The 14618-nt window shown below is 52.0% G+C and carries 16 protein-coding genes; 5 read left to right on the forward strand and 11 right to left on the reverse strand.

Annotated features, from left to right (window positions below; translation table 11 throughout):
* The 5 genes from AC5L4R_RS06245 to AC5L4R_RS06265 form a co-directional block, all read right to left on the reverse strand.
* The gene (locus tag AC5L4R_RS06245) at positions 1-741 is read right to left on the reverse strand and encodes an ABC transporter permease (RefSeq protein WP_494472574.1); all 741 of its coding nucleotides are present in this window, start codon (positions 739-741) and stop codon (positions 1-3) included.
* A gap of 44 nt (positions 742-785) precedes the next feature.
* Complete coding sequence (locus AC5L4R_RS06250) at positions 786-1718, reverse strand: transporter substrate-binding domain-containing protein (protein ID WP_494472573.1); 933 nt, start codon at positions 1716-1718, stop codon at positions 786-788.
* 58 nt (positions 1719-1776) lie between these two features.
* Positions 1777-2613: a transporter substrate-binding domain-containing protein gene (locus AC5L4R_RS06255; protein ID WP_494472572.1), complete on the reverse strand. Its 837-nt coding sequence runs from the start codon at positions 2611-2613 to the stop codon at positions 1777-1779.
* A 37-nt stretch (positions 2614-2650) separates the two neighbouring features.
* Entirely contained in the window at positions 2651-3466 is an 816-nt protein-coding gene (locus tag AC5L4R_RS06260) for a transporter substrate-binding domain-containing protein (RefSeq protein WP_494472606.1), read from the reverse strand.
* Positions 3467-3644: 178 nt separating this feature from the next.
* The gene (locus tag AC5L4R_RS06265) at positions 3645-4448 is read right to left on the reverse strand and encodes an ABC transporter ATP-binding protein (RefSeq protein ID WP_494472571.1); all 804 of its coding nucleotides are present in this window, start codon (positions 4446-4448) and stop codon (positions 3645-3647) included.
* Between the two features lie 411 nt (positions 4449-4859).
* On the opposite strand from AC5L4R_RS06265, the gene AC5L4R_RS06270 reads away from it, so the two are divergent.
* Positions 4860-6125, forward strand: a complete 1266-nt coding sequence (locus AC5L4R_RS06270) for a glutamate-5-semialdehyde dehydrogenase (RefSeq protein ID WP_494472605.1) — start codon at positions 4860-4862, stop codon at positions 6123-6125.
* 119 nt (positions 6126-6244) lie between these two features.
* On the opposite strand, the gene tatC is transcribed toward AC5L4R_RS06270, so the two are convergent.
* From tatC to AC5L4R_RS06300, 6 genes are all read right to left on the reverse strand, one after another.
* On the reverse strand, positions 6245-6973 hold the full coding sequence (tatC, locus tag AC5L4R_RS06275; protein ID WP_494472604.1) for a twin-arginine translocase subunit TatC: 729 nt from the start codon (positions 6971-6973) through the stop codon (positions 6245-6247).
* A gap of 99 nt (positions 6974-7072) precedes the next feature.
* The gene (tatB, locus tag AC5L4R_RS06280) at positions 7073-7675 is read right to left on the reverse strand and encodes a Sec-independent protein translocase protein TatB (protein ID WP_494472570.1); all 603 of its coding nucleotides are present in this window, start codon (positions 7673-7675) and stop codon (positions 7073-7075) included.
* 56 nt (positions 7676-7731) lie between these two features.
* Positions 7732-7995: a Sec-independent protein translocase subunit TatA gene (gene tatA, locus AC5L4R_RS06285; RefSeq protein ID WP_494472569.1), complete on the reverse strand. Its 264-nt coding sequence runs from the start codon at positions 7993-7995 to the stop codon at positions 7732-7734.
* A gap of 60 nt (positions 7996-8055) precedes the next feature.
* On the reverse strand, positions 8056-8895 hold the full coding sequence (gene hisIE, locus AC5L4R_RS06290) for a bifunctional phosphoribosyl-AMP cyclohydrolase/phosphoribosyl-ATP diphosphatase HisIE (RefSeq protein WP_494472568.1): 840 nt from the start codon (positions 8893-8895) through the stop codon (positions 8056-8058).
* Positions 8896-9095: 200 nt separating this feature from the next.
* Positions 9096-9551, reverse strand: a complete 456-nt coding sequence (locus AC5L4R_RS06295; protein WP_494472567.1) for an acyl-CoA thioesterase — start codon at positions 9549-9551, stop codon at positions 9096-9098.
* 62 nt (positions 9552-9613) lie between these two features.
* Positions 9614-9982, reverse strand: coding sequence for a hypothetical protein (locus AC5L4R_RS06300; RefSeq protein ID WP_494472610.1), 369 nt, complete (start codon positions 9980-9982; stop codon positions 9614-9616).
* Between AC5L4R_RS06300 and rpmI the strand changes: the two genes are divergently transcribed.
* The 4 genes from rpmI (at position 9896) to pheT (ending at position 14568) form a co-directional block, all read left to right on the forward strand.
* Positions 9896-10087, forward strand: coding sequence for a 50S ribosomal protein L35 (gene rpmI / locus AC5L4R_RS06305; RefSeq protein WP_067059371.1), 192 nt, complete (start codon positions 9896-9898; stop codon positions 10085-10087). The two genes, AC5L4R_RS06300 and rpmI, sit on opposite strands and share 87 nt — an antisense overlap.
* A 48-nt stretch (positions 10088-10135) precedes the next feature.
* Positions 10136-10495 carry a 50S ribosomal protein L20 gene (gene rplT, locus AC5L4R_RS06310; RefSeq protein ID WP_067059356.1) on the forward strand — a complete coding sequence of 120 codons (360 nt, stop codon included), beginning with the start codon at positions 10136-10138 and terminating at the stop codon, positions 10493-10495.
* Between the two features lie 296 nt (positions 10496-10791).
* Entirely contained in the window at positions 10792-11865 is a 1074-nt protein-coding gene (gene pheS, locus AC5L4R_RS06315) for a phenylalanine--tRNA ligase subunit alpha (RefSeq protein WP_494472566.1), read from the forward strand.
* Positions 11866-12108: 243 nt separating this feature from the next.
* Positions 12109-14568 (forward strand): phenylalanine--tRNA ligase subunit beta, encoded by a 2460-nt coding sequence (gene pheT, locus AC5L4R_RS06320; protein WP_494472565.1) that lies wholly within the window; start codon positions 12109-12111, stop codon positions 14566-14568.
* Positions 14569-14618 lie beyond the last annotated feature (50 nt).

The raw sequence follows: 14618 nt of genomic DNA on the forward strand, positions 1-14618 counted from the left end.
TTAGTTCCCCATCGCTGTCAGTTTGCGGTCGGTGGTTTGGCGCAGCAAGCGTTTGGCATAACGCTCGGCAGGGTTGTTGTACCACTCAAGTGCCATCAAAATCGCGGTTATCACCACCGTCATCAGCAGATAAATACACGCCGCTGCCAAATAAAACGCGAACGGGCGCTGGGTAGAAGTCGCTGCCACTGTCGATTGGCGCATCAAATCATCAAGCCCAACCACCGACACCAACGCTGTGTCCTTGAGCAGCACCAAAAATAAGTTCCCCAAACCCGGCAACGCAATGCGCCACATCTGCGGCAAAGTAATCCGCCAAAAAATCTGCCATGGGCGCATACCAAGCGCCTGCCCCGACTCGCGTTGCCCGTGCGGAATTTCTTGAAACGCCATGCGAAATGTCTCGGTGGCATACGCACCAAACGCAAACGACAGTGCGGCCACGCCTGCCCAAAACTGGCTGATTTCCACATAGTCGTTGTAGCCAACGCGTTTGAGTACCGCCATCAGCAGCATTGAGCCGCCAAAATAAATAAACAGCACCGACAACAGCTCAGGAATTCCGCGCACCAGTGTGGTATAAGCGGTTGCGATAGCACGCAATACGGCAAAGCGCGATAGCTTGGCACTTGCGCCCAATAGCCCCAATAACAAGCCGATGACAAGACTGGTCAGCGCAAGCTTGATGGTAATCAGCGAACCGCTTAGCAGTAAATGCCCATAGCCTTGTAAATCAAACACTGGTTTGCCTCTGCTGTCTGTTTATCGGTTAATGATTGTCAAAATCACGGATTGGTCGCACTGGCAGGCGCGGTGATTTGCTGCCCTGCCGCACTGGCGGCTGGCGATGTTGTGGTAGCACTTGCGCCCAAATTGCCAAAATGCTGCGCCACAATGCGGTCATACGTGCCATTGGCACGGATAGTGGCCAACGCGGTATTCAGCTCCTCTTTGAGAGGATCGCCACGGCGCACCGCAACCGCCAATTTATCTTGGATATCAATTGGCGCACCTCTTTGGCTAAAGCCTTGACCCGATGGCGTTTGTAGCCACACCAATGCAGGCGCACGATCCGCCACCATGGCATCAGCGCGACCTGCTGCCAAATCCATAAATGCATTATCAAGCGTATCATACAGCTTGACGTTGGCATTTGGATGCTTGTCAGCAAGCCACTGCGCCGAGATCGTTGAACGCTGCGCGGTCAGGGTATGGCTATCAATTTGTGCCGTATCATCGGGGTTAAAGGTGCTGTCATCACGCGCCAAAAACACCAACATATTATCAAAGTATGGCTCGGTAAAATCCACCTGTGCCGCGCGCTCAGGCGTAACCGACATCGCCGACACAATCGCGTCATATTTGTGCGCGTTTAAGGCAGGAATGATGCCGTCCCAATCTTGCGCCTTGATGGCACACTGCGCCTTAAGCTCCGCGCACAAGGCTTTGGCGATATCGACATCAAAACCCGCCAAGCTGCCATCGGCATCGGTGTAATTAAACGGACGGTACGCGCCTTCAGTGGCGATACGCAGCATCCGACTGCCTGCGCCTGTACTGCTCGCGCCTTGTGCATCGGCACTGCCTGTAGGGTTGTTGGCAGGCTGACACGCGCCCAGCAACACCGCGCACAACGCACCCACCCAAAAGGGCTTGGCGGCGTGTACCTTGGATGAATGGTTTAGCCCAAAACGTTTTAGTAAATTCATTGCACTCATGTGTCAGTCCTTGACGGGTCGGGTCAATCAAAGTATTTGCCGTTTGATAGCATCTGATTTATTGATGAATATCGGCAAAATATTGATGGTACAACTTGTCGTATTTACCGTTGGTTTTTAGCGCGGCTAACGCGTCGTTAAACTGCCCCACCAGCGGGTCGTTTTGGCGCATGGCGATGGCGATTTTATCGTCAATTTTAATGGGCTCGCCCTTGACCTCAAACCCCTGTCCACGGTCAGTTTTTAGCCAATGCAAGGCAGGTGCGCTGTCAGACAACATCAAATCCGCCCGTCCTGACGCAAGGTCAAGATAAGCGTTTTCTTGGTTATCATAGCTTTTTACCACCGCATTGGGAAAATGCGTTGCGATATAGTCCGCCGCGGTGGTCGAACGCTCAACGGCAATGGTTTTACCTGCCAAATCATCCGCGCCTTTGTCCACGCCTTTTTTGCCCAATATCACCAAGTTATTGATAAAGTAGGGCTCGCTAAACGTCACCACCTCGCGGCGTTTGGGGGTGTCTGACATACTTGCCATAATCGCGCTGTACTTTTGCGCTTGTAAGCCTGGAATCAGCCCATCCCAGTCTTGTGAGATGATTTCACAGCGAATTTTGGCTTGCTCGCACAGCGCATGAGCAAGGTCAATCTCAAAGCCCACCACGTTGCCTTGCGCGTCTTTGTAGCTAAAAGGCGCGTAGCTTGATTCGGTAGCAATGCGAATTTGCGGCCAGTTGGCGCTGTCAGTGGCATTGCCAGCCGCGCTTGCCGTGGCAGGCGTATTGGCGGCAGCAGAATCTGCCGATTGTTGGCAACCACTGACCGCAAATGCCGCCAGTCCTGCCAATAGCCCCGACACGCACACGCTGCGCCACATTGGTGCTGTCCGATTCATCCCCATCACTGTCATATTCACCCCACCTACTGTTAGATTATTGCGCAAAATGTCGCTGTTGTAGCTTGGCAAGCTCGCCGTTGTTTTTCAGCGTCGTCAAAGCGTTGTCAAGCTCGCCTTTGAGTGCATCCCCCCGACGCACTGCCATGGCAATGTTGTCATTGTTGTCGATTTCATCCCCAACAATGGCAAACTTATCACGGTTTTGCTTAAGCCACTCAGACGCGGTGACTTTCTCTGCCAACACGCTATCAACGCGCCCCGATTTTAAATCCATAAAGGCGTTGTCATAGGTGTCATACAGTTTTAGGTCGTTATCGGCTTTAAAATGGTCTTGCAAGTATTGCCCCAGTGTGGTTGAGCGTTGGGTGGCAAGTTTGTAGCCTTTGATGGTCGCAGGGTTGAATTTACCTGTGGTTGGTGCAAGCCACACGATGGTGTTTTTGTAGTAGGGTTGGGTAAAATCAACCTGCGCGGCACGCTCAGGCGTGACCGACATACCCGAGACAATCGCATCATACTTGCCTGCCAACAAGCCTGGGATAATGCCATCCCAATCTTGCGCGACGATTTGGCAATCGGCTTTGAGCTCAGCGCAGACGGCTTTTGCCACGTCCACATCATACCCTGCCAAGCTGCCATTGCTGTTGGTGTAGTTAAACGGCTGGTACGCGCCTTCGGTGGCGATACGGATTTTTTTGCCGCTGGTGGCTGTGCCATTGTCGGCAGTGCCAGCGGCATCGCTGGTGGTTTCATTGGCTTGTTGGCACGCGCCAAGACTAACAGCGGCAACACACAACGCCACACGAGACAAACGTCCGAGTGGTTGCGCCGAACGCGCGGCATACGACATCACAGACATACTCATTCCTTGCTTGCCCGATGGGCGCGATGGATAACGGTTATCATCTCAACCGCTAATTTTTAGCTTAAATAGAGCCATTATGACAAATGGGTTAAAAGTAACATAAAATTACCAAAATGCAAGCAAAAATCATCAATCCTTGCTGGCAACCGCTTGGCAAAACAGGCTAAAACGATTGATGGCTTGCCATAAACTCACGCACACGCGCCGATTTTGGCGCGTCAAACACCTGCTCAGGCGTACCCATCTCCTCAATCCGCCCTTGGTGCAAAAACACCACTTGGCTTGACACATCACGGGCAAAACGCATCTCATGGGTCACAATCAGCATGGTGCGCCCCTCTTCTGCCAAGGACTTCATCACCGCCAACACTTCATTGACCAGTTCGGGGTCAAGCGCGGACGTGGGCTCATCAAACAGCAACACCTGCGGCTGCATGGCAAGCGCGCGCGCAATGGCAATGCGTTGGCGTTGTCCGCCCGACAGGTTATCGGGATACGCGTTTTTCTTGTCAAGTAGCCCAACGCGCGTAAGCAGACGCTCAGCTTCAGCAATCGCTTGGTCTTTGGGGATTTTGAGCACCTGTGTTGGGCCTTCAATGATATTTTGCAAAATCGTGCGGTGCGGCCACAAATTAAAGTTTTGGAACACAAACCCCATTTTGCTACGAAACTGCTCAAGCTGCCGCTGATTGGCGGCGACCAATTCGCCCGTTTTGTTGCGGCGCAGCTGCAGCTGCTCACCGCCCAAAAAAATCTCGCCCTGTGAGGGGTTTTCTAACAGGTTGATACAGCGCAGCAAGGTTGATTTGCCAGAACCACTTGAACCCAAAATACTAATCACATCGCCATCGTGCGCTTGCAAGGACACGCCTTTTAACACCGACAACGCGCCAAAATTTTTGTGAATATCATTGAGTTGTAGCGCGACTGGACGCTCGGAAACAGGCGTGATAATCGAATCTGGCATGGTGGTCATTGGGTCTGGCTAGGCTCGCGTTGGTGAATGAATGGGCGTTTGCGCGGCAGCAATACCGCCAAACGGGCTTAACAACTTGGCTAAAATAGGCTAAAAAAGTTAAAAACGGGATATTTTCCCGTAAAACGCCGCAAAAGGCAAACATTTCCCACAAAAATTGTCGTTAAATCATCACAAACGTTGGGTGGGCGCGTGCAGACAGTTGTAATTTGGCGGCGGATTTTTTACCATGCAGGTTGGGCGGTGTTATATCGTTGATTTTTTTATGCCCTATTTTTTTTTGTTCTTTGGCTGATTAAAGGCGCTGCCATGACCACCTCGACCCCTAACGCTTTAGCTTCCACTGCGGATTTATCCACAACCGCTTCTACAACGGCCGATGTCACCGATGTTGGCGCGTATATGCACACACTTGGCGAACGCGCCAAAACCGCTGCCTTTGCCCTGGCAAACGCTGATACGCGGCGCAAAAACCATGCCCTACAAGCCATCGCCGATGCCCTACAAGCCGCAAAAGCCGATATTTTGGCCGCCAATGCGCGCGACGTTGCCAACGCTGCGGCCACAGGGCTTGATGCGGCATTGCTTGACCGCTTGACCTTGACCGAAAGCCGCTTTGCCGCGATGTTGCACGGTTTGCATGATGTCATCGCCTTGCCTGATCCCATCGGCACAATCACTGATTTGCAATATCGCCCATCGGGTATCCAGCTGGGCAAAATGCGTGTGCCGCTTGGCGTGGTTGGTATGATTTATGAATCACGCCCCAATGTCACCATTGAGGCGGCAAGCCTTGCGCTCAAATCGGGCAATGCCATTATTTTGCGCGGCGGCTCAGAGGCGTTTTATTCCAATCAAGCATTGGCGGCGTGTGTGCAACAAGGCTTGCAAGTGGCAGGTTTGCCCAGTGACGCGGTGCAAGTTGTCGCCACCACTGACCGTGCGGCCGTGGGTGTGTTGGTGACGCTGACGGACTTTGTGGATGTCATCGTACCACGCGGCGGCAAAGGGCTGATTGAGCGTATCAGCCGTGAGGCGCGCGTGCCTGTGATTAAGCATTTGGACGGTAATTGCCACACGTTTATTGACCGTTTTGCAGATATTGCGATGGCAACCGACATCTGCGTGAACGCCAAAACCCAGCGTTACGGCACGTGCAACACGATGGAAACCTTGCTGATTGATGCGGCGATTGCCGAACACGCGCTGCCTGTGGTGGCGCAGGCGATTGTTGCGGCGGATAACGCCATGCAGCTGCGCGTCTGCCCCACATCGCTACAACTTTTACAACCGCTGCCTGCGCTGCACGGTCATCTCACGCCAGCGGCCGCCAGCGACTGGGATGCTGAATTTTTAGCGCCGATTTTGGCCATCAAGGTGGTGGCAGACATCGATGCCGCCATCGCACACATCAACCGCCACGGCTCAGCGCATAGTGACGCGATTGTCACCGCGCACTACCCACACGCGCTACGCTTTTTGCGTGAGGTGGACTCTAGCAGCGTGATGATTAACGCCTCAACGCGCTTTGCTGACGGCTTTGAATACGGCTTGGGCGCAGAAATCGGCATTTCTACCGACAAAATCCATGCCCGTGGCCCTGTGGGCTTGGAGGGTTTAACCAGCCAAAAATGGGTTGTATTTGGGCATGGTGAGGTGCGCGGATAAGCTGGCAGTTGAAAGACTATTAGCCCAAAGGCTCGCCCAAAAACATCAAACGGCGGATACGGTGTTTAATTGTTTAATACTGCACCTTATTCGCTGTGTAAAAATTTTAAACCAAAAATTTAGCTAGCCTCAACCTCGGCTTGTTTTTTCTCACGAATCAACACACGCGCGGCGACCAGCCCCAGCTCAAACAACAGCCACATCGGCACAGCAAGCAAAATCATCGACAAGCCATCGGGCGGTGTGACAAACGCCGCAATACCAAAACAGCCAACGATGATATAACGACGCTTATCGGCCAATGACTGCACCGACACCACGCCTGCCAACACCAACAGCAGCGTAACCACAGGAATTTCAAACGTTGCTCCAAACACCAAAAACAGCTTCATGACAAAATGCAAATAACTGTCAATATCCGTCATTGGCAGCACGCTGGTTGGCGAAAATTTGATAAAAAAGCCCAGCACACTTTTGAGCACAACAAAATACGCAAACGCCACACCCGTATAAAACAACACCACCGATGACACCAACACAGGCACGGCAATGCGCTTTTCATGCTTATACAGACCGGGCGCGACAAATGACCAAATTTGCCACAAAATATACGGCATGGCAAGCATGGCGGACAGATACAGCGTAAGCTTAATCGGTGCTAAAAACGGTGAGGTAATATCCGTAGCAATGATGCTTGAATTTGGCGGCAGCATAGCCACCAGCGGCACCGAAAACGCGTCATAAATCTGCCGCGCAAACCCAACCAACGCCAAAAACACCACCAACACAGCAGCAAAAATATGAATCAAATGCTTGCGCAGCGCAATCAAATGCTCGGTAATCGGCATATCCGCCAGTGCTTGCTCGCTGGCGGCTGCATCACGCAGACGATCTTGGGCAAGCTGTTCGGGCGTTTTTTTGGTTTTTAGCAGTTTCATTGCACGCCCCTAGCCTTGTTGTGCTGTGTGGGTGGGTTGGGCATTCATCAGCGGCAACGCGCGACGATTGGGCAGGCGCGGCGCAGGTGGTAGGCGCAAGTTGCGTTCATAGTCGCTGATTAAAAACCAACGGTTGGTCATCGGGCGTGTGCGGTCGGTGCAAAATTCGGCACTGACATCGGCAGCGTGTGGGTTTGACGTAAAATTTGGCGCGGTTGGTGCGTCACTGTCGCTTTTATCGGCATCGGGTTTGCTCAGGCTGACTGGCTGACTGGCTGGCTCAGGTTGCGCTGTCTTAGGGTTCAATGTTTCTGCCAACCGCCGAGACTGGTCTTGCTGCAAATCGCTCAAGCTATTGCGTAACGCGTCCATCTCGCGCTTCATGTCCGCTTCGGCTTGTTTGATTTTGGCAAGTTCGGCTTGCATTTGCTTGCGCGTTTCTGCCAAATCAAGCTCGGCCTCAATCTCGCGCTGCAGATTGCTCACCGTACGACGAAATTTGGCATAGTATCGCCCTGCCGTACGCGCCGCTTGCGGCAATTTTTCAGGCCCCAAAACAATCAAGGCGATGGCGCCAAAAATCAGCAGCTCGCTAAAGCCTATATCAAACATGATGACGCACTAGCACCCAACCAAAAAAAAGACCAATCTGCCAACACAATGCCGCGTTAGACGCGGGTTTGTTCGTTTTGGGTTTGTGTGGTCGTGGTGGTCGTCGTCGTGGTAGTACCTGTTGGTGACACTTCGACTTCTTCATGCTCAATCACGCGGGTTTTGTTGCCTGCTTGGTCGTTCTCGTCGCGTACCGCGTCTTTAAAGCCTTTGACCGCACCGCCTAAATCTTTGCCTGCGTTTTTAAGTTTTGAAGTGCCAAACAACACCACAATAATCACCAACAAAATTAACCAGTGTGTAATCGACAATCCGCCCATATTTTACCCCTGTTATTACTCAATCTATCGCGCGTGCTACACCAAACTTGATGCAACCCATTAGCCGTGCGTGCGGCTGCGTTTTTCATCCAATCCCGATAAGCCAAACCGCCGTGCCAATTCTTGCGTCACCGCATCAAGCGGAATATTAAACCACGCCAATGTGACCATTGTATGAAACCACAAGTCGGCGCATTCATAAATTAGCGCGGCACGGTTCGCGTCGTCATCGGTTTGTTGGTAGGTTTTGGCGGCCAAAATTGTCTCAACCGCCTCTTCGCCAACCTTTTGCAAAATCTTATCTGCACCTTTGTGATACAGGCTTGCCACATAGGAGCTATCTGCGCTGGCGGTTTTGCGTTGGTGGAGCACCGTCTCTAGTAGCGGCAAAACGTCGTTTGCCGTCGGCGGTGTGGTTTGGTTGTCGGCCACGTTTGGCGCGTCGTTATGGGCATCGTGGGCGTGGTTTTGCGCCTGTGGCTCATGCGTTTTTGCGCCATAAATCGCTTGTGGGTCTTTGCGCACCGCGTCGGTGGTCACCCATGTGTGCGTGCCATTGTCATCGGTCAAAAGCTGATAAAAACACGACTCACGCCCGGTATGGCAAGCGATACCACCCTCTTGCGTGACCGACAGCACGATTGCATCACTGTCGCAATCTAGCCGAATCGCATGTACCTGCTGCCAATGCCCCGATGTTTCGCCCTTGTGCCAAAGCTGCTGACGTGAGCGCGACCAATACACCGCATGTCCTGTGGCAACTGTTTGTGCCAACGCCTCACGGTTCATCCATGCCAGCATCAGCACGCGCCCTGTGGTGTGGTCTTGCGCGATGGCAGGCATTAAGCCATTGGCGTCAAATTGCACGGCATCTAGCCAGCGCGTGTCATCCGTGTTCATGGTGCTGCTCGTCTATGTGGCTGATTGGTTTGGTGATGAATTCAATGCGGTTAAATGTCGTTGATTATAGCCTTGTTTGGCACGCTGCTTCAACCTTAAGCGCGGCTTCGGCGTTTAGGGCATGGCAAAATGTCGGTGGGCTTGACCGTCCTTTTGACCATTTTGTAGAAACCATCACCTATCTTTCTTTAGGGATGAAGTCAGACAACAAATGGCTTAACGTCCAACACCTCAACCAACTCGGGCGACAATTTGGTGGGCTGCTGGGTGCGATAATCATACGCCACAAAGCCCATCGCCGCTTGCGCCACCGCGCTGCCATCAAACATACGGCTGACTTTAAACACAAAATCGCCACCGCTGTCATGTAGCCCATACACGCCAACTTCAAACAACAACTCCTCACGCGCGCGCACACGGCTGACAAACTGTGCTGACACATCATCAATCACCAAGCCTGTGTAATCGGCGGCAATTTCCTTGACATCTTTAGAATACAAAAACCGCGCCCGTGTCTCAGATAGCAGCGCAATCAACGCCTCTATCGTCATATGCTGCCCAACACCGACCTCACTGCTGCGCACACGTATGACCGTCTCAAACACAAAATTGACCTCATCCATAGGGATTGCTTCGACGCGCCGATTGGGTAACATAACGTCTCCTTAAGCGTGGGGGCAAATCATTAAGCGATTTTTTTCAATGCCAGTAAACGCGGTCAGCTTACGGCAAAATGTGGCAAAAATTTGTGTATTGATAACATATTTAATAAGAAAAAACTACCTTTCGTCGTGTTTTTGAGCCATTTTTTGTTGTCTTGCTGGATTTTAAGCCACATAAGTTGGCATCCGCCCCCAGACAAAATTTTTGGCAAAAAATGTTCGCATTGCGCGGCAGGTTTTGCTAAAATACCGCCTCCCACCTTCAGGCACTTGTTTTTTGAGGTGTTTTGCCAGCAAAAACAGGTGACGAACAGGTCAGTAACTTTTAAGAGGTCAGTATGAAACTCAAAACCCGTCGTGGTGCTGCCAAGCGTTTTAAACGTACCGCCAATGGTTTTAAGCGCAAACAAGCGTTCAAACGCCATATCCTAACCAAAAAATCTCCAAAACGTATCCGTCAGTTGCGTGGCTGCAAACTTGTCCACCCATCAGATGAAGCACGTATCTTGCGTATGTGTCCTTATATCTAATCGTTGCCAACGATTATATTTAAAAAATTTTAAATTTTGGAGTAAATTATGGCTCGTGTAAAACGTGGTGTACAGGCAAATCGCCGTCATAAAAAAGTCTTGGCGCGTGCAAAAGGTTATTACGGTGCGCGTTCACGCGTGTATCGTGTGGCCGTGCAAGCGGTTACCAAAGCAGGTCAATACGCGTATCGTGACCGCCGCAACAAAAAACGTTCATTCCGCCGTCTGTGGATTGCGCGTATCAACGCTGGCGCGCGCATGAATGGCCTAAGCTACAGCCGCATGATTAATGGCTTGAAAAAAGCTAATATCGATATCGACCGCCGTGTGTTGGCGGATATCGCCATGCATGATGCAGCAGCGTTTACGGCTTTGACCGAAAAAGCCAAGCAAGCGTTGGCAGCTTAATGGCGTTTGCCACACGCCGCCAACGGGGCGAATTTGTGCGTTGTGGGGGCTAACCCCCCAAAACTTTAGTAAAAACAATGCCGCCCAACAAAAAAAAGCCATTTTGGTCTGCCCAAATGGCTTTTTTTGTGGCGTTTTTTTGGGTAAACTAACGCATTGTTGCTGATGTTTGATTTTATTTTTATTGGTTTAATCACTGCCCGTTTTGGTTTATCGCCCATCATGGATTGGCGGTTGTCATCCCAAGGCGGATGTGGGATTTAATCTGTTATTTTTTTAATTCATTGTCGTGGGCTATGACTGATTTAACTACCTCGTCTGATGCGCGTTTTGACGCATTTTCTTTGACCTTAAACGCGCTTGACGAAGCACAGCTACAAGCGTTTGGTGACGGTGCGGTCGCATGGGTGGCCAAGGCAAGCACACCACAGGATTTGCAAGCAATTCGTGTGGCTTTGACAGGCAAAAAAAGCCATTTGACGACGTGGTCAAAACAGTTGGGACAGCTTGACGCGGATGGCAAAAAAACCGTCGGCGGCTGGTTGCACGCGCTGCGCACGCGTATCATGACCGCACTGGATGACGCGCAAAACGCGCTCAATGCACAAGCCTTGGCCGCCCGATTGGCAAGTGAAGCCATTGATGTCACCCTGCCTGCGCGTGGCCAGCATGTCGGTAATTTGCACCCTATCACCCAAACAGCCGAGCGCATGCAGGCGTTTTTTTTGCAGGCAGGGTTTGAGGTTGCCACAGGCCCTGAGGTTGAAAGCGATTATTACAACTTTGAGGCGCTCAATATCCCATCCCACCACCCTGCGCGCGCCATGCATGACACGTTTTATTTTGACGCAAGCTATGTGCTGCGCACGCACACCAGTTCGGTGCAGATTCGTACGATGGAACAAGGCAATTTGCCCATTCGTATCATCTGCCCAGGGCGTGTGTATCGCAACGACTCTGACCAAACCCACTCACCGATGTTTCATCAGCTAGAAGGCTTGTATGTCAGCGAATCAACGAATTTTGCCGAGCTAAAAGGCTTGATTGATGCGTTTTTGCAGGCGTTTTTTGGGCGGAAATTACACATTCGTTTTCGTCCGTCGTACTTTCCGTTTACCGAGCCATCGGCAGAAGTCGATATTTGGGCAGAAGGTAACGCAGCAAGCGGCAAGGGTGGGCGTTGGCTTGAGGTCATGGGCTGCGGCATGGTGCATCCACAGGTACTAAAAAATTGCGGCATCGACCCATCGCGCTATCAAGGCTTTGCGTTTGGCATGGGTATTGAGCGGTTTGCGATGTTGTACTATGGCGTGCAGGATTTGCGTTTGTTTTTCCAAAACGATGTGCGGTTTTTAAAGCAGTTTGCCTAAATTTAGTTAAATCTATTTTAAAAAATTACCCAGTCGTTGAAGCTCTTACGGGCAATAAGCGTGGCATACTAAGGTAAAAGTATCGGTGTTAGTTGAGCGTTTGGCACACACTGTTGATGACAGCGATAGATTAAGCTGCCCGATGAGACTCGATTACCAGCATGATTTTTTATACATAGACTTTAGAAATATTTTATAAATGGCTTTTACACGCCCAAGCAATAAAGTTAGAGACAATTTAGCATGAAAGTAAGCGAAAACTGGCTGCGCCAATGGGTCAATCCTGCGTTATCTGCCGAACAAATCAGCGAACAGCTAACCATGGCAGGCTTGGAACTTGATGACTTGACCAAAGTTGCGCGTGATTTTAGCGGTGTTGTGGTCGGGCAAGTGTTGTCGGTTGAGCCACACCCCGATGCCGACAAGCTGCGCGTGACGCGCGTTGATGTCGGTGAGCACAGCCGTGAGCCGTTACAAATCGTGTGCGGTGCGCCCAATGTGGCGGCAGGTATCAAAGCGCCCGTGGCGTTAATTGGGGCAAAATTACCGCCTGCTGCTGGCGATGACAAACCGTTTAATATCAAAAAAGGCAAGCTGCGTGGGGTCGAGTCACACGGGATGCTATGCGGTGCCAGTGAGATTGATTTACCCGATGAAGTCGATGGCTTGCTGATTTTGCCCGACGATGCGCCGATTGGTATGGATGTGCGCGCGTATCTGGATTTAGACAACCATGTGCTTGATATTGCCATCACGCCCAACCGCGGCGATTGCTTTAGCGTGCGCGGTATTGCGCGTGAGTTGGCTGCTCTTAATGACTTGCCATTTGCCCTACCCTTTGACCCGGCAAGCCCAACACCGACCGATGACACCAAGCCTGCGGTCACGGTAACCACCGACGCATGTCCACGCTACTGGGCGCAAGCGGTCAGTGGTCTGGATGCGATGCGCCCGTCGCCTATGTGGATGAAACAAGCGCTTAACGCGGCTGGTGTGCGTCCGCGCAACTTGTTGGTTGATGTGACCAATTATGTGTTGCTGGAGCTTGGACAGCCGCTACATGCGTTTGATGCCGATAAAATTCGTGGTGATATCGTGGTGCGCTTGGCAAACACGGGCGAGACTTTGACCCTACTTAATGAGCAGACCATCACGCTACAAGGCGATGAGCTGCTGATTGCCGATGATGAGGGCGCGATTGCGCTGGCAGGCATCATGGGTGGGCAGCGCACAGCGGTGACCGATAGCACCACACGGGTGGTGATTGAAAGCGCGTTTTTTGACCCATTGGCGATTGCAGGGCGCGCGCGGCGATTTGGGCTGCATACCGATGCGTCACAGCGTTATGAACGCGGCGTGGATTTTGACTTGCCCAAACTGGCACTTGACCGTGCGGTCAGTCTGTTGGCGCAGTTTGGTCAGGGTGTGGTGGGGCAAGCGACGTTGGTCGAACGCGCCACAGCGCTGCCAACACGCGCGGCGGTTCATTTGTCTGTTAAAGAAATTGCGCGGCTATTGGGCGAAACGATTACCCTTGACACCGCGGTCGCGATTTTACAGCGGTTGGGTTTAGGCGTTGAGGTGGTTAGGGATGGTGATGCGGCGCAGATTGTCGCCACGCCACCAAGCTATCGTTATGACATCAGCCTGCCAGAGGATTTGATTGAAGAAATTGCGCGCATCTATGGCTACAACCGCATTGCCAATCAGCTGCCCAAGTTTGCCGCCAATTTTGCGGACACCAGCGCTCAACGTTGGCTACATGACCTCAAGCACGGCTTGACCCAACAGGGTTATTTTGAGGCGGTTAGTTTTAGCTTTAGTGATGCCAAAATCGAGGCGTTGTTTGATGACACCGACGGCAAGACAGCCGCGCCGCTTGCGTTGGCAAATCCAATTTCGGCAGACTTGGCTGTCATGCGCCGTACGCTGCTAAGCAGTCTATTGCCGTGCGTGCAGTACAACTTAAACCGTCAGCAAACGCGTGTACGTTTGTTTGAAACGGGTCTGCGCTTTATGGGCAGCGACATTGCCACACTGGCACAAGTCAATAGCTTGGCGTTGGTGGCGGTGGGCAATGTGTATCCTGAGCAGCCCGATGGCAACCGCGCGATGGATTTTTATGACCTCAAGCACGATGTGGAGAGCGTACTACCGCCGCAACTGCTAGCCAGTGGCGCACTTGGCTACCAACGCAGTGCGCAGGCATTTTTGCATCCAGGGCAAAGTGCGGACATCCTTTGGCACACCGATAGCGTCAGTACCGATAACGTCAATGCCGCGCGTCCTGTCGGTTGGCTGGGGCAGCTACACCCACAAATTGCCAAGGCGTTGGATTTGCCGACCACGTGGGTTGCCCAGCTTGATATGGCTATGCTTGCCGAGCTGCACCAACGGCCAACCACCATCGCACCGCTTAGCAAATTTCCGCAAGTGCGCCGCGATATCGCGCTGGTGGTCGCACGTGATATCACGGTACAAGATATCTTGGGTGAAATTCGCCGCCTTGGTGGGGATTTGCTGCACGCCAGCTGGCTGTTTGATGTGTACACGGGTGACCAACTGCCTGCCGATAAGCGTTCATTGGCGTTTGGCTTGGTGTGGCAAGACCCTGCTGCCACGCTGTCAGACGACGTTGTCAATGCCGCGATGCAGCGGATGGTTGATGGCTTAGGCGAGCGTTTTGGCGCGGTATTGCGCTAAACTTGTTGAATTGTGGGATATTTTGGTTAGATTTTCTTAACTGCTAAGAC

Source organism: Faucicola sp. SE7633, from assembly GCF_059264685.1.

What these genes read in the sequence shown, in the direction of transcription:
- AC5L4R_RS06250 (WP_494472573.1), bottom strand. Translation starts at nt 1,718, where the DNA reads ATGAGTGCAATGAATTTACTAAAACGTTTTGGGCTAAACCATTCATCC.
- AC5L4R_RS06255 (WP_494472572.1), bottom strand. Translation starts at nt 2,613, where the DNA reads ATGAATCGGACAGCACCAATGTGGCGCAGCGTGTGCGTGTCGGGGCTA.
- AC5L4R_RS06260 (WP_494472606.1), bottom strand. Translation starts at nt 3,466, where the DNA reads ATGTCGTATGCCGCGCGTTCGGCGCAACCACTCGGACGTTTGTCTCGT.
- AC5L4R_RS06265 (WP_494472571.1), bottom strand. Translation starts at nt 4,448, where the DNA reads ATGCCAGATTCGATTATCACGCCTGTTTCCGAGCGTCCAGTCGCGCTA.
- AC5L4R_RS06270 (WP_494472605.1), top strand. Translation starts at nt 4,860, where the DNA reads ATGCACACACTTGGCGAACGCGCCAAAACCGCTGCCTTTGCCCTGGCA.
- tatC (WP_494472604.1), bottom strand. Translation starts at nt 6,973, where the DNA reads ATGCCGATTACCGAGCATTTGATTGCGCTGCGCAAGCATTTGATTCAT.
- tatB (WP_494472570.1), bottom strand. Translation starts at nt 7,675, where the DNA reads ATGTTTGATATAGGCTTTAGCGAGCTGCTGATTTTTGGCGCCATCGCC.
- tatA (WP_494472569.1), bottom strand. Translation starts at nt 7,995, where the DNA reads ATGGGCGGATTGTCGATTACACACTGGTTAATTTTGTTGGTGATTATT.
- hisIE (WP_494472568.1), bottom strand. Translation starts at nt 8,895, where the DNA reads ATGAACACGGATGACACGCGCTGGCTAGATGCCGTGCAATTTGACGCC.
- AC5L4R_RS06295 (WP_494472567.1), bottom strand. Translation starts at nt 9,551, where the DNA reads ATGTTACCCAATCGGCGCGTCGAAGCAATCCCTATGGATGAGGTCAAT.
- rpmI (WP_067059371.1), top strand. Translation starts at nt 9,896, where the DNA reads ATGAAACTCAAAACCCGTCGTGGTGCTGCCAAGCGTTTTAAACGTACC.
- AC5L4R_RS06300 (WP_494472610.1), bottom strand. Translation starts at nt 9,982, where the DNA reads ATGGCGTTTGAACGCTTGTTTGCGCTTAAAACCATTGGCGGTACGTTT.
- rplT (WP_067059356.1), top strand. Translation starts at nt 10,136, where the DNA reads ATGGCTCGTGTAAAACGTGGTGTACAGGCAAATCGCCGTCATAAAAAA.
- pheS (WP_494472566.1), top strand. Translation starts at nt 10,792, where the DNA reads ATGACTGATTTAACTACCTCGTCTGATGCGCGTTTTGACGCATTTTCT.
- pheT (WP_494472565.1), top strand. Translation starts at nt 12,109, where the DNA reads ATGAAAGTAAGCGAAAACTGGCTGCGCCAATGGGTCAATCCTGCGTTA.